At 62.1% G+C, this 18,135-nt stretch carries 20 protein-coding genes and 1 tRNA gene; 5 read left to right on the top strand and 16 right to left on the bottom strand.

Features of this window, described 5'->3' with window-relative positions:
- The first annotated feature begins 14 nt into the window (after positions 1-14).
- Positions 15-1,283: a M20 family metallo-hydrolase gene (locus BLIN9172_RS09760; protein WP_101554894.1), complete on the top strand. Its 1,269-nt coding sequence runs from the start codon at positions 15-17 to the stop codon at positions 1,281-1,283.
- A 12-nt stretch (positions 1,284-1,295) separates the two neighbouring features.
- On the opposite strand, the gene BLIN9172_RS09755 is transcribed toward BLIN9172_RS09760, so the two are convergent.
- The 3 genes from BLIN9172_RS09755 to BLIN9172_RS09745 form a co-directional block, all read right to left on the bottom strand.
- Complete coding sequence (locus BLIN9172_RS09755) at positions 1,296-1,706, bottom strand: type II toxin-antitoxin system VapC family toxin (protein WP_101554893.1); 411 nt, start codon at positions 1,704-1,706, stop codon at positions 1,296-1,298.
- Complete coding sequence (locus BLIN9172_RS09750) at positions 1,703-1,948, bottom strand: type II toxin-antitoxin system prevent-host-death family antitoxin (protein WP_101554892.1); 246 nt, start codon at positions 1,946-1,948, stop codon at positions 1,703-1,705. The genes BLIN9172_RS09755 and BLIN9172_RS09750 overlap by 4 nt, the downstream gene beginning before the upstream one ends.
- A 105-nt stretch (positions 1,949-2,053) precedes the next feature.
- Positions 2,054-2,623 carry a hypothetical protein gene (locus BLIN9172_RS09745; RefSeq protein WP_240812036.1) on the bottom strand — a complete coding sequence of 190 codons (570 nt, stop codon included), beginning with the start codon at positions 2,621-2,623 and terminating at the stop codon, positions 2,054-2,056.
- 451 nt (positions 2,624-3,074) lie between these two features.
- Here BLIN9172_RS09745 and BLIN9172_RS09740 point away from each other — a divergent pair, with 451 nt between their 5' ends.
- Positions 3,075-3,935, top strand: coding sequence for a nucleotidyltransferase domain-containing protein (locus BLIN9172_RS09740; RefSeq protein WP_101554890.1), 861 nt, complete (start codon positions 3,075-3,077; stop codon positions 3,933-3,935).
- Positions 3,936-4,013: 78 nt separating this feature from the next.
- Here the strand turns inward: BLIN9172_RS09740 and BLIN9172_RS09735 are convergent, their stop codons facing one another.
- The 4 genes from BLIN9172_RS09735 to BLIN9172_RS09720 form a co-directional block, all read right to left on the bottom strand.
- Positions 4,014-5,390, bottom strand: coding sequence for an NAD-dependent succinate-semialdehyde dehydrogenase (locus BLIN9172_RS09735; protein WP_101554889.1), 1,377 nt, complete (start codon positions 5,388-5,390; stop codon positions 4,014-4,016).
- A 237-nt stretch (positions 5,391-5,627) separates the two neighbouring features.
- Positions 5,628-7,559 (bottom strand): selenocysteine-specific translation elongation factor, encoded by a 1,932-nt coding sequence (gene selB / locus BLIN9172_RS09730; RefSeq protein ID WP_101554939.1) that lies wholly within the window; start codon positions 7,557-7,559, stop codon positions 5,628-5,630.
- On the bottom strand, positions 7,552-8,892 hold the full coding sequence (gene selA / locus BLIN9172_RS09725; protein WP_101554888.1) for an L-seryl-tRNA(Sec) selenium transferase: 1,341 nt from the start codon (positions 8,890-8,892) through the stop codon (positions 7,552-7,554). The genes selB and selA overlap by 8 nt, the downstream gene beginning before the upstream one ends.
- Before the next feature lie 63 nt (positions 8,893-8,955).
- Positions 8,956-9,050 (bottom strand) — tRNA-Sec (locus BLIN9172_RS09720).
- Between the two features lie 125 nt (positions 9,051-9,175).
- On the opposite strand from BLIN9172_RS09720, the gene selD reads away from it, so the two are divergent.
- The 3 genes from selD (at position 9,176) to BLIN9172_RS17910 (ending at position 11,166) form a co-directional block, all read left to right on the top strand.
- A complete protein-coding gene (selD, locus tag BLIN9172_RS09715) occupies positions 9,176-10,162 on the top strand; it encodes a selenide, water dikinase SelD (protein ID WP_101554887.1) in 987 nt (328 codons plus the stop codon).
- A gap of 94 nt (positions 10,163-10,256) precedes the next feature.
- Positions 10,257-10,439, top strand: coding sequence for a hypothetical protein (locus BLIN9172_RS09710; protein WP_101554886.1), 183 nt, complete (start codon positions 10,257-10,259; stop codon positions 10,437-10,439).
- Positions 10,432-11,166: a hypothetical protein gene (locus BLIN9172_RS17910; RefSeq protein WP_145997948.1), complete on the top strand. Its 735-nt coding sequence runs from the start codon at positions 10,432-10,434 to the stop codon at positions 11,164-11,166. The genes BLIN9172_RS09710 and BLIN9172_RS17910 overlap by 8 nt, the downstream gene beginning before the upstream one ends.
- Before the next feature lie 31 nt (positions 11,167-11,197).
- Here the strand turns inward: BLIN9172_RS17910 and BLIN9172_RS17905 are convergent, their stop codons facing one another.
- The 9 genes from BLIN9172_RS17905 to BLIN9172_RS09665 form a co-directional block, all read right to left on the bottom strand.
- Positions 11,198-12,049 carry a hypothetical protein gene (locus BLIN9172_RS17905; protein ID WP_145997947.1) on the bottom strand — a complete coding sequence of 284 codons (852 nt, stop codon included), beginning with the start codon at positions 12,047-12,049 and terminating at the stop codon, positions 11,198-11,200.
- 18 nt (positions 12,050-12,067) lie between these two features.
- Complete coding sequence (locus tag BLIN9172_RS09700; protein WP_101554884.1) at positions 12,068-12,649, bottom strand: hypothetical protein; 582 nt, start codon at positions 12,647-12,649, stop codon at positions 12,068-12,070.
- 8 nt (positions 12,650-12,657) lie between these two features.
- The gene (locus tag BLIN9172_RS09695) at positions 12,658-12,906 is read right to left on the bottom strand and encodes a hypothetical protein (RefSeq protein WP_101554883.1); all 249 of its coding nucleotides are present in this window, start codon (positions 12,904-12,906) and stop codon (positions 12,658-12,660) included.
- Positions 12,907-12,926: 20 nt separating this feature from the next.
- Complete coding sequence (locus BLIN9172_RS09690) at positions 12,927-13,277, bottom strand: hypothetical protein (protein ID WP_101554882.1); 351 nt, start codon at positions 13,275-13,277, stop codon at positions 12,927-12,929.
- 11 nt (positions 13,278-13,288) lie between these two features.
- Positions 13,289-13,558 (bottom strand): hypothetical protein, encoded by a 270-nt coding sequence (locus BLIN9172_RS09685; RefSeq protein WP_101554881.1) that lies wholly within the window; start codon positions 13,556-13,558, stop codon positions 13,289-13,291.
- Positions 13,559-13,600: 42 nt separating this feature from the next.
- Positions 13,601-14,095: a hypothetical protein gene (locus BLIN9172_RS09680; RefSeq protein ID WP_101554880.1), complete on the bottom strand. Its 495-nt coding sequence runs from the start codon at positions 14,093-14,095 to the stop codon at positions 13,601-13,603.
- On the bottom strand, positions 14,092-16,977 hold the full coding sequence (locus BLIN9172_RS09675) for an FtsK/SpoIIIE domain-containing protein (protein ID WP_101554879.1): 2,886 nt from the start codon (positions 16,975-16,977) through the stop codon (positions 14,092-14,094). Before BLIN9172_RS09675 ends, BLIN9172_RS09680 begins: the two co-directional genes overlap by 4 nt.
- A complete protein-coding gene (locus BLIN9172_RS09670) occupies positions 16,977-17,522 on the bottom strand; it encodes a hypothetical protein (RefSeq protein ID WP_101554878.1) in 546 nt (181 codons plus the stop codon). The genes BLIN9172_RS09675 and BLIN9172_RS09670 overlap by 1 nt, the downstream gene beginning before the upstream one ends.
- Before the next feature lie 383 nt (positions 17,523-17,905).
- Entirely contained in the window at positions 17,906-18,124 is a 219-nt protein-coding gene (locus BLIN9172_RS09665) for a hypothetical protein (RefSeq protein WP_101554877.1), read from the bottom strand.
- Positions 18,125-18,135: the final 11 nt, after the last annotated feature.

Genomic DNA, 18,135 nt, shown 5'->3' with positions numbered 1-18,135 from the left:
CGAAAGGACCCCTCATGACCGTTTCACCCTCCCTGATCAGCGCCGATCGCGAAGCCGAGTTCCTCGCCGATTGGGCCGTGCATTCGCGTTTCGGTGCCGTCGAGGGCACGAACGGGGTCGACCGTCAGGCGGCGAGCGCCGCCGATGGCCAGCAGCGGAAATGGTTCGAAGAGCTGCTCGTCAAGCACGGTTTCAGCGTCCACCGGGATGTGATCGGCAATCAGTTCGGGCTCCTCGAGCTCGTGCCCGGGGCCCCGTATGTGCTCACGGGTTCGCATATGGACTCGCAGCCGACGGCCGGTCGTTTCGACGGTGCCTACGGGGTGATGGCTTCGGCGCATGCGTGTTTCGCGATCGCCGATGAGCTGCGGGCGGACCCGTCGAAGGCGACGTTCAACCTCGCCGTGGTCAACTGGTTCAATGAAGAGGGCTCACGGTTCAAACCGTCGATGATGGGATCCAATGTCTTCACCGGCAAGGCCGAGTTGGAGGCGGCCCTGACCACGCGTGATGCCGCGGGAATCACCGTCGCCGAGGCGCTCGATGAGCTGGGGGAACGCGGAGACTTCACGCCCCCGGAGATCGCCGCCTATGCGGAGATCCACGTCCAGCAGGGCCGCAGCATGGAAGAGGACGGAGTGAGCATCGGGCTCGTCAATGCCACGTGGGCGGCTCACAAGTACGAGTTCAAGGTCACCGGCGCACAGGCCCACAGCGGGTCGACGCTCATGGCCGATCGGCAGGATGCCCTGCTCGGTGCCGCCCGCCTGGTCGTGGCCGCACGGGAACTCGTCGACGACTTCGAGCCGGGTGCCCTGCACACCTCATGCGGACAGCTCACCGTCTACCCGAACTCACCGGTCGTCGTCGCCAGCGAAGTCAGCCTGTTGCTCGATCTGCGGTCCCCCAGCGCCGAGGTGATCGCCGCCGCCCATGAGACGCTCATGGCCACGATCGCCCAGGTCAGCGCGGAAGATCGCGTGGAGATCGAGATCGTCGCCGAACACAGTTGGGATCAGAACCCGTATTCCGAGGACGGGGTCGAGCTGGCGCGCACGGTCGCCGATGATTTGGGACTCACCTCGGCGACGGTGATGACCGTGGCCGGGCACGACTCGACGAACATGAAGGACGAAGTGCCCACCGTCATGCTCTTCATTCCCAGCGTCGACGGGGTCTCGCACAGTCTTGCCGAGTTCACGAAGGACGAGGATCTCGTCTCGGGTCTCCATCACCTCACCGAGGTGGTCCGCCGGCTCACCGCCGGCGCGCTGGCAGAGTGACCGCGAAGGAGGTCAGTCCTCCCAGGGATTGAGCAGTCTGACTCCGATATTCGCGAAGTCCGCGATGTTCCTCGTGACCAGGGTCAGAGAGTGTGCGAGTGCGGTCCCTGCGATCAGGCTGTCCATGTCGGGCATCGGGTCAGGGACGTGCAGTTGCGATGCCTGCACAGCCACTTCGGCATCGACGGCAAGAATTCTTCCGTCGAAGACCTCAGAGACCTGTTCGTCGAACCACTGCCGAAGGACGGACCCAGCGCGGGCGTCCCGTCGCTCTTTCCGTCGGACGCCGACGTCGAGTCCGAGGACCGTGATGGCGCTGATGGCCAGATCATCGATCTTCTGTGCGGCGATCCAGGATCCGACGGGCGTCCGGTTGCCGCGGCGAGCGTCACTGATGATGTTGGTGTCCAGCAGATACCTCACAGTTCGGGCACCCGCAGCGTTCGCTGAGAACGATGAGGCAGATCGAGGTCCGGATCATCGTCGTGGATGACGAGGGCATCTCCGACGAGGTCCGATCTGCCGCTGAGTTGATCGTACTCATCGGCAGTCAGCAGAACGTGCGCGCGACGACCATGTTCGGTGATGGTGACCGGTCCGTGCTTGGCCGCACGTTTGGCAGCCGATACGTCCCGGTTGAATTCCCGACTCGACATCGTGGTCATCGTCCACCTCCCGAAATGTCACTACTGTAGGTACATTCTATCTCGGGGTTGTGGACGAATCCATAGCCAGATGCCGAGTTGACAGGACTCTCGGACCCGCGGTCATCAGTCGATGGAGTCGACGTCCTGGTTCTCGTCGACGAGCTTCTTCGCTAGCGGTTCCCACTTGTCGTAGGCGTCGGGGTAGCCGGAGTGCTGCACTTCCTGTGCGGCATCACCGGGGTCGATGCTCTCCCAGTCGGCGATCTGGGTCAGACCCGGGTTGGCGGTGCCGGAGTCGACCCCGTAGAAGGCTTTCGACGCGTACACGGTGTCGGTGACTTCGTCGGCCGATCCCCAGTTCATCGAGGGGCGCTGCTGGAAGGCACCGGCGGAATCGCGGTCGCCTCCGTCGAGGTCATTGAGGCTCGATTCCTGCAGTGCGGTCATCACGGCGATCGTCTGTGCCTGCTTGGACAGGTCTGCGCCCTTGCCGACGCCGATGATGGTGCGCGCATTGTCGATCTGTTCGGCGCTCAGCTCATCCGGGTCGTCGATCCCTCCGGTCGAGCCGGCGTCGGACTGGGCGGCTTCACCGTCCTGGCTGACGTCTCCGGTGATCGGGTCGGCCGAGGCCGAGGTCGCCGTTGCCAGGGAGACTCCTCCGGCGAGGACGGCGGCGGACAGTGCAGTCACCGCAAGTGTGCGCGCACGTTTCATCTGTTCTCACTTTCTCTTGATCGGGTCCTCGACCCGGTCGGCGACTCCTGGTGCGCGGCACACGTGGTGGGTTCTGCGGCATCTGCCCTGTGGTCGGCACAGGAACACCCATGCAGAAGGTGCCGTGGAATCGCCCCACACAACACTGACGGACCGGACGGCCCCGTTCAATGCAGAGAGACTTCGAGATGACTCATTCTCGCCGCAACGAATCTTCACGGGTCCGCGTGTAAGCGATCAGAGTTCACTGAACGCCGCGCGGTGACCAGCGGTGCTCTCACCCGCCCGTGACCGGGGTCTCGATCCGCTCGTCGGGCTGTTCGCAGGCGTGGGCCATGGAAAGTTCAGGCGCTCGAACGCGACCGTACTGCTGCCGGCGAGCGCTGCGGACGCAGCGGTGGGACGTGATCCTGGATAACCTGGCCGCATGCGCTCACAGCTGCCGCCGGACGCCGCAACCGCCATCAGGTCCTATCTGCGTATTGCCGATCGGGTCCTGCCCGGCGGCATCATCGCCTGCGCTGTGACCGGGTCCATCGCGCTCGGTGCCTACCGCCCGGGCCGCAGCGACATCGACCTCGTCGCGGTCATCGCCGATGAGTACCGGACACGGCCAGATCTCCTCCGCCGCCTGCGGCTGCTCTATCTCTCGCAGGTGCCCCGCCTGGTGGTCGGGGCGGCGCGCGGGCGAGGTGTGAGCGCCTGTTGCAATACCGTCTTCATCGCCGAATCCGAGGTCGGTCGACCCGTCACGCAGATCCGTCCGATCGCTTCTCACACCGGTGAGGTCTTCGACTCGAACGGCGCGTTCGACGTCAATCCGGTGACCTGGAAGGAGCTCGTCGACGGCGGGATCACGGTGCGAGGTCGGCCGATCGCCGAGTGGGATGTCGATGCGCAGCCGGAGGCGCTTCGCCCGTGGATCCGCACGAATCTGCGCGAGTACTGGACTCCGTTGGCCGCACAGCTGCGCGACCGACCGTCGCGCAGCCCGGGATCGCTGCTTCGTCGATTCGTGACGTCCCCGCGGGGACTTTCAGCCGGTAGCGTCGAGTGGTGTGTGCTCGGTCCCGCGCGGATGCATCATACGCTTGCGACCGGTGAGATCATCGGCAAAGAGGAAGCGGGATTCCACGCGCTGACCGCATTTCCGCAGCATGCCCCCATCACCGAGGTGGCCCTGGCCAAGGTGCGCGGCGCGCGGATTCCGTCCGCACCGTCACGACGGCAGTGGCGGGGGCTGACCGCCTCGGCGATGGATGACATGATCACCGCATCACTCGGCTGACTGACGACCGTCGTGGGTTGAGTCGCAGCCGGGAGCTCGACGACGATTGCAGTGGTCTTGGGGTGAGGCGAACTGACCCTATTTTGCGATGAAGTGGAGGCGCTTATTCACGAACTCGCCCATCCCGATCGGCCCCATCTCACGACCGAAACCAGACCGCTTCACCCCACCGAACGGCAACTCAGCCGCCTCCGCCGCAATCGTGTTCACATGCGTCATCCCCACCTCAAGACGAGCCGCCACACGATCAGCACGCCCCTCATCAGTGGAGAACACCGACCCACCCAAACCAAGGGCACAATCGTTGGCCAACTCGAGAGCCTCCTCGTCACTGCTGACCTTGAACACAGTGGCCACCGGCCCGAAGATCTCCTCACCATACGACTCGGAATCCCGGGGCACATCGACGAGCACGGTCGGGGCATAGTAGGCCGCCGGACCGTCGCCCAGCTCACCACCGATGAGCACCCGGGCACCTTCAGCCACGGCCTTGGTCACCTGTGCGTCAACAGTCTCCGCGGCAGCACGGCTCGACAGAGGCACGTATTCGCTGTCGCCGAGGTTCAGCGGATCTCCCGGTTTCAACCCGGTCCCCAACTTCACGAGCTCGGCAACGAAGTCGTCATAGATGTCGTCCATGACAATCAGGCGCTTATTCGAGTTGCACACCTGACCGGCGTTATACGTCCGAAACTCCCACGCCTCACGAGCCACCGCGGCCACATCGTCGGCGTCGAGAACAACCATCGGATCGATGCCACCAAGCTCCAACACAGCCTTCTTCAGATTCTGACCCGCCTGGGCACCGATGATCGCACCCGCCCGCTCCGACCCGGTCAACGACACTCCCTGAACCCGGGAGTCAGCGATCATCGCAGCGATCTGATCATGGTTGGCAAACAAGTGGCTATATCCGCCGGCAGGGACACCGGCGGCGAGGAAGATCTCCTCGATCAGCAGCGCCGACCGTCCACAGATATCGGCATGTTTGAGCATGATCGTATTGCCCAACACCAGATTCGGGGCAGCGAACCGGGCCACCTGGTAGTAAGGGAAGTTCCACGGCATCACACCCAACAGAGCACCGACCGGCAGAGACTCGATGCGGGCGATACCAGGGATGGTCGACGGGATCTGGTAATCCGTGACCAGACTGGGTCCGTGGACGCCGTAGTAGTCGATGATGTCGGCAGCGAACTCGACCTCGTCAACAGACTCGGCATACGACTTGCCCATCTCCACCGAGATCGTCCTGGCGAGTTCGTCCTTGCGTTCATGGAAGATCTCCGCCGCCCTGCGCACAATCGACGCCCGTTTCTGGATGTCGGTGTCCTTCCACGTCAGGTAGGTGGTGTGGGCGCCAGCGACGGTGGATTCGATCTCGGCGTCGGTCGCCTCGGGGAAGGTCTCGACGATGTCGCCGGTGGCGGGATTCTCAACACGATAGTTCGACATGTTTGCTCCTGTGATGGTTCCGAAATTGCAGAGGGGTGAGGGAATAATGGTGTGCTGCGGCCCCATCACCGCAGTCAGTTATCACCCATACCATCGACGGAAGCGCCGGAGACGGCGCGAACGATCATTCCGACATGATCGTAATACAGGTCACGGGGATTCGCCGAGGCGGCTGCCCACCGACCCGAGGATCGATCGGCTATCGCGGATGCCCGACCGATGGTGCCGTGCCCGTCCTCAGCGCACGACTTCGCGGTGTGTGGTGTCGAGTCGGCGCGTCCAGCCCCGGCCGTCGAGGTGTTCGAGCAGGGGGATGACGACGCGTCGGGTCGTCCCCAGCGCCTGCCTCGCCTGGCTTGTGGTGAAGGGCCGGTCAAGACCGGCGAGGATCCGCATCGCCTGCGCGGGGGTGCGCGGAGCCACGATGATTCCGGCGCCGAGGCGCAGGATCCGTCCCGCCTTCGCGGCGACCGCAAGCTCCCGCGCTCCGAGACCGAGTTCGCGCAGGTCGTCGGCTTCCGGTGCCGCGAACGGGTCGGCTGCGAGTCGGCGCTCGATCTCGGCGGTACCGGCTTCGGCGGCACCGAGTCTCGAGGTATGCCCGGGCGGGCGGACCATTCCGTCGACGGCTTCGAGCCCGGCGCGGGAGATGATCGCATCCAGCAGTGCCCGATTTGCGGTCCCCGTCCCTTCGGGCAGGGTCGGCTGATCGTTCGCTTTCGACACGGCATCGCGCCTGGTTTCGCCACCGTGTCTCCGGCTCGTGTTCGGGCTCCTGCGCAGCGCCTCGGCGACGGCTTTGACGGGGACTCCCGCGGCCATCGGTGTGGCGGCGAGTTCACGGCTGACCAGGGATTTCGCCTCCTCGACCCAGGCGGTCAGCGTCGGTGAGTGAACGAGCCAGCCGCCCACACTCTCGACATCGGCAGGCAATCCATCGTCTTCGGGCACCTGCAGACCGAACCGAGTGAGGTCGGAACGTTCGACGGCTCCGCGGCGGGCCACCTCGACGAGGATATCGCCTGCGATGGGTCGTTCGGCGAGCTCTCGGCCGCGCCTGGCACCGTCGCCTCTCCGGGACAGTTCGGGCGGGTCGACGTCGAGGACGAGGAGGCCTGCGAAGACGTTGCGGCTGCCCGGGGCGCGCAGCACGATCCGGTCGCCGACCTGCAGGGGAAGCGGCCGGTCAAGGGTGAGTCGAGCGTGATCGGCATCGAAGTCCCGCAGCCTGGCGGGCACGGCGGCGGTGCCGATATGGGCCATGAGTTCGTGGATGCCGGAGTCGAGGGCCTCGCCCATGGAGCGGCGCACGTCGATCGTGTCGACGATCGGCCAGGCCCCGCTCGTGAGCAGAGCATCGCCGCGGTGGAGGTCGTCGGCGGGAACGTCGCGGAGGTTGACGGCCACGCGGGCCTGCGGGACCACCTCGGTGGTGGTGGAGTTCCGGGACTGCAGGCCGCGCACGCCCACGGTCCGAGCGATGGCCTCTCCGCGCAGTTCGACACTGTCGCCCGTGGTCAGGGTGCCTGAGGTGAGGGTGCCGGTGATGACGGTGCCGGCTCCCTTGATGGTGAAGGCCCGGTCGACCCACAGTCGCACCCTCCCCGAGGTGGTCGGAGGCTCGGCTGAGGCCGTGACCTCGTCGAGGACGCTGATGAGTTCGGGCAGGCCCTCCCCGGTCGTCGCCGAGACCGTGACGATCGGCGCTGCTTCGAGTGGTGTTCCCCGCAGTTGAGCGCTGACCTGCGCTTGTGTGGTCTCGAGAGAGTCGGGGGCGAGGTCGGCCCGGGTGATGACGACGAGGCCGTGGGTGATGCCCAGCGCATTGATCGCGTCGCGATGGTCGCTCGATTGGGCTTGCCAGCCCTTGTCGGCGGCGATGACGAAGCAGGCGATGGGGGCGGGGCCGAGTCCGGCGAGCATGTTCGCAAGGAATTTCTCGTGTCCGGGAACGTCGACGAAGGCGAGTTCGCGTCCCGAGGGCAGGGTCGTCCAGGCGAAACCGAGGTCGATGGTCAGTCCGCGTTTCTTCTCCTCGGCCCAGCGGTCGGGTTCCATCCCGGTCAGGGCGCTCACCAGCGTCGACTTCCCGTGGTCGACGTGCCCGGCGGTGGCGATGACGAAGGTGCCCGGGGTCGCGTGCGCGGATCCGTGCGGTGTTTCAGGCATGGCTGCCACGGACTCGGGCGATGGCATCGGCGACGCGTCGATCGTCGCTTTCGGGCACGCAGCGCAGGTCGATGAGGCATCGTCCCTGGTGGACACGGGCGACGATCGCCGGTTCGCCGAGGCGCAGCGGCTCTGCGAAGGTTTCGGGCAGTTCGACTGCCCAGCCGGGCAGGGGCACGCCGGGAGCTCCCCCGCCGCCCACTCGTCCGTCGTGTTCGACGACCGTGGCACCGACCGCCTCGGCGAGTTCTTCGGTGCGTTCGCGCAGACGGTCCGGGTCGATGTGGAGGGCATCATTGATCGGGTTCGCTGCGTGGGTGATCGTGGCTTCGAGCGCGGCGAGGCTGAGTTTGTCGGTGCGCAGCGCTCTGGCCAAAGGGTGTTTGGCCAGTGTCTGCACTGCTTCGGTGCGGCCGAGGATGAGGCCGGCTTGCGGGCCGCCGAGGAGCTTGTCTCCGGAGACGATGACGAGGTCGGCACCGGCGCGCAGGGCGGTGTCGATATCGGGTTCGTCGGGCAGGGCCGGGTCGGGGGTGAAGAGTCCGGAGCCGAGGTCGACGATGAGCGGCAGGTCGTGCTCATCGGCGAGTCTGCGCAGGTCAGCGACCTCGACGGAGGAGGTGAATCCTTCGACGCGGAAGTTGCTCGTGTGGACCTTGAGCAGGCACGCCGTGTCATCGCTGATGGCGTCGACGTAGTCGGCCAGGTGGGTGCGGTTCGTCGTGCCGACTTCACGCAGCCTGGCGCCGGTGGTGGTCATGAGGTCGGTGAGGCGGAAGCCGGCGCCGATTTCGATGAGTTCGCCGCGGCTGATGATGATCTCGCCGGGATCGCCGGGGCAGGACCTCGCACGAGGCCTGCGGCCGCGCAGCGCAGTGACGGCCAGCAGCAGGGCGGCCGCTCCGTTGTTGACGACGAGGGCGTCCTCGGCTGCCGGGCAGGCCCGCAAGAGTGCGGCTTTCGCTCCGGTTCCGCGCTTGCTGCGTTTGCCGGTGCCGAGGTCCATTTCGACGTCGACGTAGCCGGCCGCCTCGGTGATGGCCTGAGTTGCCGCAGGTGAGAGCGGTGCTCGGCCGAGGTTCGTGTGGACGAGGATGCCGGTGGCGTTGAGCACCGGGGTCAGGGAGGAGGCCGAACGGGAACCGAGCTCGGCGGTGATGGTGGGGGCCACCTCGGCGACGGGGATCTCACCGGTTCGGGCCGCGGTCTGCACTTCGGAGATGATCGCTTTGATGGTCGCCTGGTTGAGGTTCTCACCTGCGGCGATGACCTCGGGAAGGGCGAGGAGGTGATCCGTGCGCGGAATGGATCGACGCGGGTCGGGATCGACCATGGGGCGGCCTCCTCGGTGCAGGGTCACGGCGGCGCCGCTGGGTCGGCGGGACCGCAGAACGGTTGGCGGAGGCGGACGGGAATCGAACCCGCCAGACCGAGATACTCGGTCTCACTGGTTTTGAAGACCAGGGCGCCCACCAGGACACGGACGCCTCCATCGGTCATCCTATCGCGGGTGTGGGCGAGTGCTCACAGCTGAGCGCGGAGCAGGTCGCTCTTCTCGAGGTGCACGCCCATCGGACCTGGTGACGGTCTCGTCATGTGAGTGTTAGTCTCCGAGTATGACTGCGATTCAGGACCGTCTGACCTCGTTTGCCCACGGTGGAGGATGCGCCTGCAAGATCCCGCCGGGCGAGCTCGAGGATGCGGTGCGCGGGCTGGTCGGTCAGTCCGGTCCAGACGTCCTCGTCGGCCTCGATGACGGCGATGATGCCTCGGCGGTGCGGGTCCGTAACGATCTCGCGGTGCTCTCGACGGCGGACTTCTTCACCCCCGTCATCGACGACGCGTACGACTGGGGACGGATCGCCGCAGCCAATGCGCTCTCCGACATCTACGCGATGGGCGGAACCCCCGTCACGGCGATCAACCTCGTCGGGTGGCCGCGGGAGAAGCTGCCGATGGAGCTGCTCACCGAGGTTCTGCGCGGCGGGCTCGACGTTGCGGCACAGGCGAACTGCCCCGTGGCCGGCGGGCATTCGATCGACGACCCCGAACCGAAGTACGGGATGGCCGTGACCGGTGTGGCCCACCCGGATGAACTCATGCGCAATGATTCCGCCGAGGCGGGGCTGCCCCTGACATTGACCAAGCCGATCGGCGTGGGGATCCTCAACAATCGGCACAAAGCCACTGGTGAGACCTTCGACGAGGCAATCGCCACGATGACCGCGCTCAATGCCGAAGCGTCACGGGCGGCCGTGGCTGCAGGCGTACTAGCGGCCACGGATGTCACCGGTTTCGGTCTGCTCGGGCACTTGTTCAAGATGGCGCGGGCCTCCGGGGTCGGAGCGGTCATCGATGCGGCCGCGGTTCCCCGCCTCGGCGGTGTCGATGAGTCGATCGCTGACGGGTATGTGTCCGGCGGGACGAGGCGAAACCTCGACTGGGTACGGCCTCATCTGACCGCGGATGATTCGGTGACCGAGGACGACCTGCTGCTTCTGGCCGATGCGCAGACCTCGGGCGGATTGCTCGTCGTCGGCGAACTGCCTGGTCACCCGGTGATCGGCGAGGTCGTCGCCGGCTCGGGCGTGCACGTGCGGTGAGGTCAAAGTCAATCGCTCAAAAGTCATGTCAGTGCGGCTCTATAAACTGCTCAGGTAGCCAAGGTAGAATTAGAAACATTCTGAAGGAGGCGCCATGACTGCAATGACCCCGGTGTATTACACACTTGACCAAGCACATGCTCGCCGTAACGAAATCCTCAGCATTGTCGGCGACGAAGCTACGTTCAAAGAGCGCGGCGCCAGATATGAGCTCGACGCTCAACAACTTGCTCTATATAACGAGCTTACTGATCTCGAGTTCCTGATCGGTGACTGAATTTTCCTCGCTCGAACGTCAGGCAGCAGAATTCGCAGATGAGTTGACGGACACGGTTAAAGCGGTCTCTCCCAACTGCTCGCCTTTTGTTGCCAAGGCAATCCAAGACGGATCCCGCTTCACGGTTTCTCAAACTCCATCGGAAGGCATACCACTAAACGTCGATGAGAAGCCGCTTTTATCGATGACTGCAGGCTACTGGTGCACTGTCGACCGCGCCAAGAGGTTTTTGGCTGTAGAACGCTCAGATATTGCCGTCTACCCTGGGGCGAAGGCCCGCGGGGAGCCCCTATTTCGCTACGAATATCTTAGAGAAGCTCGCGACGTCCCGGCGGCGCACATTCAAGTACATGGCCATCGTGATGCACTTTCACATGTCCTGTCTAGATCTGGAACTTCCACTAACCGGGGTAAACGGAGAGCCACGGTTGATGACATTCCCCGAATGAGTGAGCTTCATCTACCAGTAGGCGGACATAGATTCCGACCCTGTTTGGAAGACATTCTAGAAATGCTTCTCGATGAGTTTGGGATTGACGGAGCAGCTGAATCACGAGCTACGTTGCAATCGGGACGCAAACGCTGGAGGATGACCCAAACTGCCAGCGCAGTCCGAGACGATCCTGATTCTGCAGTTTCTGTTTTGAAAGAGTTGGGATATCATATAGAACTTGCCGACGGGGAAGAGGCACCGCCGACCAACGAGTCTCGTCTGACCGCGAGATAATCGGGGCACTGAGGACGCAACGAGCGCGGGTTCAGAGCTGAAGTTTAGACATCGCCTTGCGTGCCTCTTCAACGGCTCGGCTGGATACCCTGAGACTTTTCATCGATGAGGCCAGTCTCTCCAACGCCTCTTGTTCCGCACGCGATCCGCCGATCAGTTGCTGAAGTCGCTGACCTCGTTGACGAAGTTGTTCGCGTTGTTGTTCGAGTCCCGCTTCCAGGTTCTCCAGTTGCTGGTTGAGACCCCGCAGATTCTCACGCAATTGCTGCACCATGCTGCCACCAGTCGTTCCACCGACTGTCGCGCCGACCACGCCACTACCGAGTCCACCAGTTCCGGAGGCCCCTCCTCCCGAACCACCTGAGGAGTTTCCGCCTTCACCGTCTGATTCAGATCGCTTTGCGGCCCAGAGTGCAACTCCTGCACCGGCAATCGACAACCCTGCTCCAGCCGCCATCAGCGGCACGACTGGCGCTAGTCCGAACGCTCCCGCAACTACAGCAGAACGCCCTATGACGGTGCCCAGATCTGTAAGCAGAGAAGAACTGGCCGCCGCTCCGGAGGCTGCCTGAACCTTCCACCCCTGACCACGTGCTTTGCCTACGGCTTCAGAAATCTTGAGAATGTCACCTGGCACCGCGGTGGCCGCGCGGCCAAAGTCCAAACTGCGTGATGCCATCGTCAGAGACGAACTGATCGCCTCTGCCATGTTCTTGTCGTCGACATTCTTGTCCACCCACTCGGAGCCCTGGTCGACCATAGTTTTCGCCACGGCAATGCCCTCACTGACTACCGTGACTTTCCGGGCGAAACTCCCCGCGGCGGCACCGCTTCGGCGGAAGCTCGCCGCAGCCGACTGTCTAAAGCCATTACCGGTGGACATAAGTGTTTCTTCAGCGTCTCAATTCGTTTCTGCCGCGGACGCGGTCAAGTCCAAGCGGCCCAGGTCCACTGCCAGCATGTGCATCAATGCGGCAGACACATCCGACTCACTCGCATTGGAAACATTGGAAACCGCAGCCTCCATGCGCAAGAACTCGAGCACCTCCGCGATGGACCGACCAGTTCGGGAGTACAGCCACAACCAGTAGTAGACAGGCGCCACCTGATAGACCTCATCAGAAGGGGAAAGTAGGTTCAGAGCCCCATCCCACCCCAAGCTGCGACCCCATGGCACAATCGTGCAGTCCTGCAACCAATCCATTGCCGATTCATCAGTACCGATCCGCAAGAGTCCAGCTTCGACGAGTTCGTCAAACACCGTGGAATCGATCTGTTCGTTCCCCAACCACTCGTCGAGCTCCGTACGCAGACGCAGATGCCTACAGAAAGCCATCACGTCGGCCTGCTCATCGCTCAGGCGAATTAGGGTTCCTGCGATCATCTGCGCGTCCACGAAAACCGGTTCCCTATTCGTGCCCTTCTCGTGGAACGGCAGAGAGCCGAGGTACTCGCCGATCGGCACAACAACCTGTTCAGACATCAGAAGCCCTAGTTCGCCAGGCTGACGCCGAACCGATGGGCTTCCATAGCAGCTGCCTTGGATTCGGCTTCGATCTCATCCCAAACTGCCGCCGCATTGTCCAAGCCATCGACCAAATCACCTGCATCATAGCTGCTGTAGAGAGACGATTTGGCTGCTTTCAAGGATGCAACAGCTCCGTGATCGGCATCGGATAGCCGAGCACACGACTCCCCGAACATCTTCACGGCCTGGGCCAACTGTCGAATTTCGCTCATGATCCGATCCCTTCCACGGTTTAGTCATGCGATTCACGATCCAACGCAGCACGGAGCTCTATCTCCAAGTATTCGTATTCACGATCCAATTCGTCGATGCGCGAACTCATCTGCGCGTAGGCATCCTGCAGATGCTGTTTGAACCGTCTTCCGCCTTCCGCCGCAGCGTTCAAACGCGCGCTTATCCGCCCATCAGCTCCGCTTGCGGCGCCGCCGACCAATCCCGCGGTCGTCACCGAAGCGTTTCCTGCGCCTCTGATCAGACGATCAGCATCAGACATCGGAGCATTCAACCGGCCTTGGGCCGAACGGATCGCTTCCTGAGCGATTCGAACCTCCCTCATCCGCGCGAGAATATCGTCGGAGTCCACAAGTGCTCAATTCAGGCCAAAGACTTGGCGTAGTTCGAACTCACCTTAGAGGCGTTCTCCAGCGCCGAAGTGGCGTTCTTCACCGCCTTACGCGCAGCTTCCAGGGCGTCAATGACCTCTTGGTCCTTGCGTTGTGTGGAACCTTCGATGGCTTGCTTGACCGAAGTCACGTGCTTGGTGAATTGCGAGTCGAAAGCCTCGAGGTTGGCAGACGTCTTCTTTGTCGCCTGTGAAATTCCGATCACCGTCTGCGATAGTTTCTGCAGATCTGAACCTGCCATATCGATTCCCTCCTGTTTGCTCTGAACAATCGAAGTATTGCTTCAGTTCGCCAGACTGGCGAACACGACCATTGCTACCGTACCCACTCCGGTCAGGCCCAACCACCCCCACAACAGCCATGGTTTAGATTCGGCCCTGAGTGCCATCTCTAGAGCATTGAGCTCGTCGATGTGCTCCCATGACTTCTTCAATTGACCGATCTCTTCTGCCAGCTCCTGCATCGTGCGCGGGGTCCCGCCGAAGTCGCTGCCGATGATGCCGCGCTGCTGGCACTCGTATTCAAAACCGCCGATCTCCTGGCCTGCGAGCTGTTCGGCAGCGGCTCGCGCCCCATCCACCTGTACGCCTAGCGTGTTCGCTACGTTTGCACCTGCGGAATCATACTCGTGCTTGGCTCGTTGCTTTGCCTTCGCATAGGCGTTGTCGGCATCGCGCATGGATTTGGCATAGACGGTGTCAATCTTCGCCCGTTCGGATTCTGCTGAAACCAGAGTTGCAACGGCATTGTCGATCGTCTTTTGATTGATCTGCGTCATGGCGCTTCACCTGCCTCGTCTCCCCCGAATGGAATCGTCAGAACTCCGCCCGTGCCCGAGCCCGCCTGGCTGTAGATGAAGCGGGGGGACTCATCGGTCTGTTCGGCTCCGTATCCAAGGAACTGCCGCAATTCCTGCAACGGCACCCGGGCCAATGCATAGGCTGCGATTCCATTTCCGCCATCGCGGTCGTAGCCGAAAATTCGTTCCAGGGTGGAGAACAGCTGAGCGCTGACAACCAGATCGGACCGGGTCTTGCTCGACTTCGCCAGATCGGCCAACACCGAGGCGGCCGTCCGGTCGTTCCAACCCGCAGACGTGGATGCGAACACGTCCTCGAAGTCGGCCCCGTCATCAACTGGAGCAAACAGTTTCGCGACCTCCTCTTCGCGGTCAGCGGCGGAATCTGAAGCATCGATTGGCTCGTCTATCGACACTATGCTCGGCAGTTCAGTGATGACGACGAGGGTCCGATCCTGCCGCAGCTGTTCCTCGTGGCCGAGAATCCAGACTGCGGCCTCGTCGTGGGTGACTAGATCCGCAGAGATCCCGGTTTCGGCCTGCAACGAGCGGGCCAAGTCCAGTAGGCGAGCGTTGCCGATAACGATGATCTGTTCATAGGATCCACTCCGGAATCCACTGTGGATCGCCGAGACTTCAAGTTCTCGGGTCACCATTTGGTCGGAACCGAGAATGGCGAGCGCTCGGAGCGGATTGTGGGTGAACTCATGCACCACCTCGGTGCCGGATACATTCACTGCCTGGCCCAGCCCCAGGGTGCGCGGGCGTGGAGTTGATTCCGCACGCGGAGCGAACTCCGTGCCCCTGAACAGGCGCGGTGGGTGCTTGGTGTTAGCTTCTGTGAAGAGGCGTTCTTGGAGCTGCGTGGTGTATCCGATCTCGGCGTGGGTGACGACACCGGTGATGTTATGGTCTTCGTCCTCGCCGGTGTTGTTGTTCACGACAACCTCACCGCGATGCTGCAACCTGGCCGCTGCCGTATTGCCCTGGGCGAGCATGAGTTGGGAATCGTTTCGCCCGAGTTTAAGCGCTATACGCACCTGCATCTGTCCGAAGATTGCATCGCCCTGCACGGAAAGTTGCCGGATTCCGCTCAGTGTCTGTGTGGAGAGCACCAGGTGGATGCCGAATGCACGTCCTTTCCGTGAGATCTTGGTCAGTGCCTCGACTGCACTGGCAGCGATCTCATCGTCGTTCTCGAACAAGGTCTGGAACTCATCGATGATGGTCACCAATCGCGGCATAACCGCTCTGGTAGACCGGAACGAGTCGTAATCACTCGTTCCTGCAGCTTTGAAGGCATCGGCCCGTCGGTCCATTTCGACCAACAGTTCCTCCAGCACCGAGAGTCCGAAGGCCCGGTCGCTTTCAAGACCGACGAGCCTGGCGTTGGGCAACCAATTCGATGTGCCGTTGCCCGCGGAGGTCGTTTGGCGAGCGTAGCGCTGGAACTCGGTGCCACTCTTGAAGTCAAGCAACATCATCTCGACCTCTTCGCGACGGTACTTCGCAGCGATCGAGTAGACCAAGGTATGCAATAGATTCGACTTACCGGTGCCCACCGCACCGCCGATGAGAGCGTTCGATCGCGGCGGATTGGCGGAGCGAAGTTCGAATTTCAACGGTGAACCGTTCTCGCGGTCGCCTATGTTGACCTCGATACCCTGAGCCGCCGAGGCTGTTCCCTCTTCGGGCAGCAGACGTTCCGGCCCCACAACTGGCCCCGTCTGCTGTGACTGCAGGGTAGCGACTTGACCGATGAGTTCTTGTACCGAGAGGTGGTTCATTCCCCCAACAGGACGAATCGTCAGGTCGCCCTGGGGCAGGCAGAGAACCGCGTCGTCGGTGCGCTCGTCGAGGGTGATCAAGTTGAGTTTGTCGTCAAGGTAGAGCTCATTGTCGATCTGTTCTGGGGTCCGCTCATCGAAAGCATTCCGTGAGGAAGTGCGATCGACCCGGTCCCCGGTCTGAAGCAGGATGACGAAGGCTCCGCTGGCGGGTCCACTGTCGATGATCCTGCGCAGCAGTTTGCGAGTCTGATCATCCATGGTGCCCGGGCGGTCATCGATGACGAGGACTTCGACCACCATCTTCGGTGTGGCCGACTCCCAGATCGAGAGTATATTGCGGTTGCCTGAGGATCTGATTCGTTCGGTATTGCGTTGTAATCGGCCCAGCACACCTTCGAGCTGTGTACGCAGAACATCGTGGCTGTAGCTGGCGGGTTTGAATCGATCGACCATGGTCGCGCCCAGTTCACCGAAGGTACCAAGTAGACCTCCGATATCTTCTGGATCGAAGCGCGTGACATAGAGTGAGCTGAGCGGGATGGATGCGATGAGTCTGGCGAACACTGCGTCAACCACTTCCGCAGCAGCAGTCGCAGAGCCACGCAGCAGCAGGCCCTTCTGCCCCAGCAGCGGGATCACCACGGGCACTGGCTGTTCTCGGTCTTCTGTTCCCGACACTTCGCCGATGACACCGTGTGAGGGAGGAACGGTCAGAGTTTCTGCACTGACCCGATTCTGCAGCCGGCCGAAAGGACCCTGTATCTTCTGCGATTCTTCACGCAGGGCAAATTCGGCTGAAGCCAACAGCCCGTCCAGACTGCTCCTATCCTCAAAACGGGTCCGATCGGCTCGTTCAGTGTCATCGTTGCGCTTCTGCTCGGCCGCCGCTTCTGCCTCACGTCGAGCGGCAGTCGCAGAGGCATGAGCTTCGTTCTGATACTTACGGGCGTAATCTTCGGCAGCAGCGTAATCAGCATTCGCCTGTCCCCTATTCAGTTCCCGCCGGGCACGGTATTCCCCAAGGACGTCTGCGGTGCGCGCACGCAACCTCACTCCCAGACTGTTATTCATCAGCGATCACCGCTCTTCACTACCAGAATAATGAACCAGACAATCAGACCGATGAACGCAAAGGCGGCAAAACCGCCCACACCCCCTTGGGCAGAAACGATAGCAATCATTCCGGCAGGGAAGAGCCACAGCAGACCGATGAAACCGAGGATTGCGATGATTACCCGCAACCACTTTGCCCATCCGACCAGGATTCCAGCGAAGCACAGGAAAACAAGAACATAGGGTGCGTACGCCATAAAAGTGAATGTGGCAACTTCTGACGGCGTGCCATGTTCTTTGATTTCGGCCCAGAGCGGCCCGCCCCGGCCGAGGCCCATTAGATTGAACAAGAGGATGAAGACCAGGACGAGATTGATCAGCGTCGACACGCTGGCACGCGGCCGTAGACCGCTCTGCCCTCGATTCTTCGACTTCAGATAAGAGACCGCTCTTCGCGCCCGGTAATGTTCTTCTGCGTTGAATCCCTGCTCACCCGAGCTCACCCAATTCTGCAATCTGATGGCATCGAGGTGATCAAACGTCCTACCGCTGAGGTTCACCATTCGTAGACAACTTCCTATTTCCTGGCCCAAAACAACCCGACGCGGCCTCTAAACACCAAGCACCTTGTCAGACTACTCAACAACTTAGCACAGCCTTATGGCTACCGGGTCTCCATCCGTGCTTCTTCGAACCATGCCGGATACCGGACATCTATTGACGAAATATGTACCCTGCGACATTTGGTCTTGTCAGGGCCAGTCATCTGGCTGATTTAGTCGATGATTTAAGTGGGCGCAAGTGGACCGAGTCTGCTTCAAGGTCAACATCGATTCTGCGCTTTCACCAGAAGAGCAGCTCACAGCGCAGCGGCAGGTGCGAGAGAGGACCAATATGCCCGACGACGCCTACGAAGCGGCGGTTCGCAAAATCAAAGAGAGCCAGACTACCTGGGAGTGACGTCCTCGTCGCGGAACTGGCGGAAGCTGGACGTGAAGAACCAGAAGAAAACTCCAGTGAAGAGCCCGCCCAGCAGAGTCTGCCACCAGTTGAATGAATCGCTGCCCCAGCCGAGCAGATGCATGGCGAAATAGACCAGTGGGAACATCAGAGCCACAAGCACACCGGCTCTAATTGACTGACGATCCTGGAGCAGCTTCTTCATAGGTCTCTCAC

This window comes from Brevibacterium linens ATCC 9172, from assembly GCF_900169165.1.
In the GTDB taxonomy this organism is placed as follows: domain Bacteria; phylum Actinomycetota; class Actinomycetes; order Actinomycetales; family Brevibacteriaceae; genus Brevibacterium; species Brevibacterium linens.
Note: the sequence above shows the minus strand (reverse complement) of the source record. Positions and strands in the feature narration are given on the sequence as shown.

Excerpts from the sequence above, each read along its gene's own strand:
- BLIN9172_RS09760 (WP_101554894.1), top strand. The coding sequence starts at position 15 with ATGACCGTTTCACCCTCCCTGATCAGCGCCGATCGCGAAGCCGAGTTC.
- BLIN9172_RS09750 (WP_101554892.1), bottom strand. The coding sequence starts at position 1,948 with ATGACCACGATGTCGAGTCGGGAATTCAACCGGGACGTATCGGCTGCC.
- BLIN9172_RS09740 (WP_101554890.1), top strand. The coding sequence starts at position 3,075 with ATGCGCTCACAGCTGCCGCCGGACGCCGCAACCGCCATCAGGTCCTAT.
- BLIN9172_RS09735 (WP_101554889.1), bottom strand. The coding sequence starts at position 5,390 with ATGTCGAACTATCGTGTTGAGAATCCCGCCACCGGCGACATCGTCGAG.
- selB (WP_101554939.1), bottom strand. The coding sequence starts at position 7,559 with ATGCCTGAAACACCGCACGGATCCGCGCACGCGACCCCGGGCACCTTC.
- selA (WP_101554888.1), bottom strand. The coding sequence starts at position 8,892 with ATGGTCGATCCCGACCCGCGTCGATCCATTCCGCGCACGGATCACCTC.
- selD (WP_101554887.1), top strand. The coding sequence starts at position 9,176 with ATGACTGCGATTCAGGACCGTCTGACCTCGTTTGCCCACGGTGGAGGA.
- BLIN9172_RS09710 (WP_101554886.1), top strand. The coding sequence starts at position 10,257 with ATGACTGCAATGACCCCGGTGTATTACACACTTGACCAAGCACATGCT.
- BLIN9172_RS17905 (WP_145997947.1), bottom strand. The coding sequence starts at position 12,049 with ATGTCCACCGGTAATGGCTTTAGACAGTCGGCTGCGGCGAGCTTCCGC.
- BLIN9172_RS09700 (WP_101554884.1), bottom strand. The coding sequence starts at position 12,649 with ATGTCTGAACAGGTTGTTGTGCCGATCGGCGAGTACCTCGGCTCTCTG.
- BLIN9172_RS09695 (WP_101554883.1), bottom strand. The coding sequence starts at position 12,906 with ATGAGCGAAATTCGACAGTTGGCCCAGGCCGTGAAGATGTTCGGGGAG.
- BLIN9172_RS09685 (WP_101554881.1), bottom strand. The coding sequence starts at position 13,558 with ATGGCAGGTTCAGATCTGCAGAAACTATCGCAGACGGTGATCGGAATT.
- BLIN9172_RS09680 (WP_101554880.1), bottom strand. The coding sequence starts at position 14,095 with ATGACGCAGATCAATCAAAAGACGATCGACAATGCCGTTGCAACTCTG.
- BLIN9172_RS09675 (WP_101554879.1), bottom strand. The coding sequence starts at position 16,977 with ATGAATAACAGTCTGGGAGTGAGGTTGCGTGCGCGCACCGCAGACGTC.
- BLIN9172_RS09670 (WP_101554878.1), bottom strand. The coding sequence starts at position 17,522 with ATGGTGAACCTCAGCGGTAGGACGTTTGATCACCTCGATGCCATCAGA.
- BLIN9172_RS09665 (WP_101554877.1), bottom strand. The coding sequence starts at position 18,124 with ATGAAGAAGCTGCTCCAGGATCGTCAGTCAATTAGAGCCGGTGTGCTT.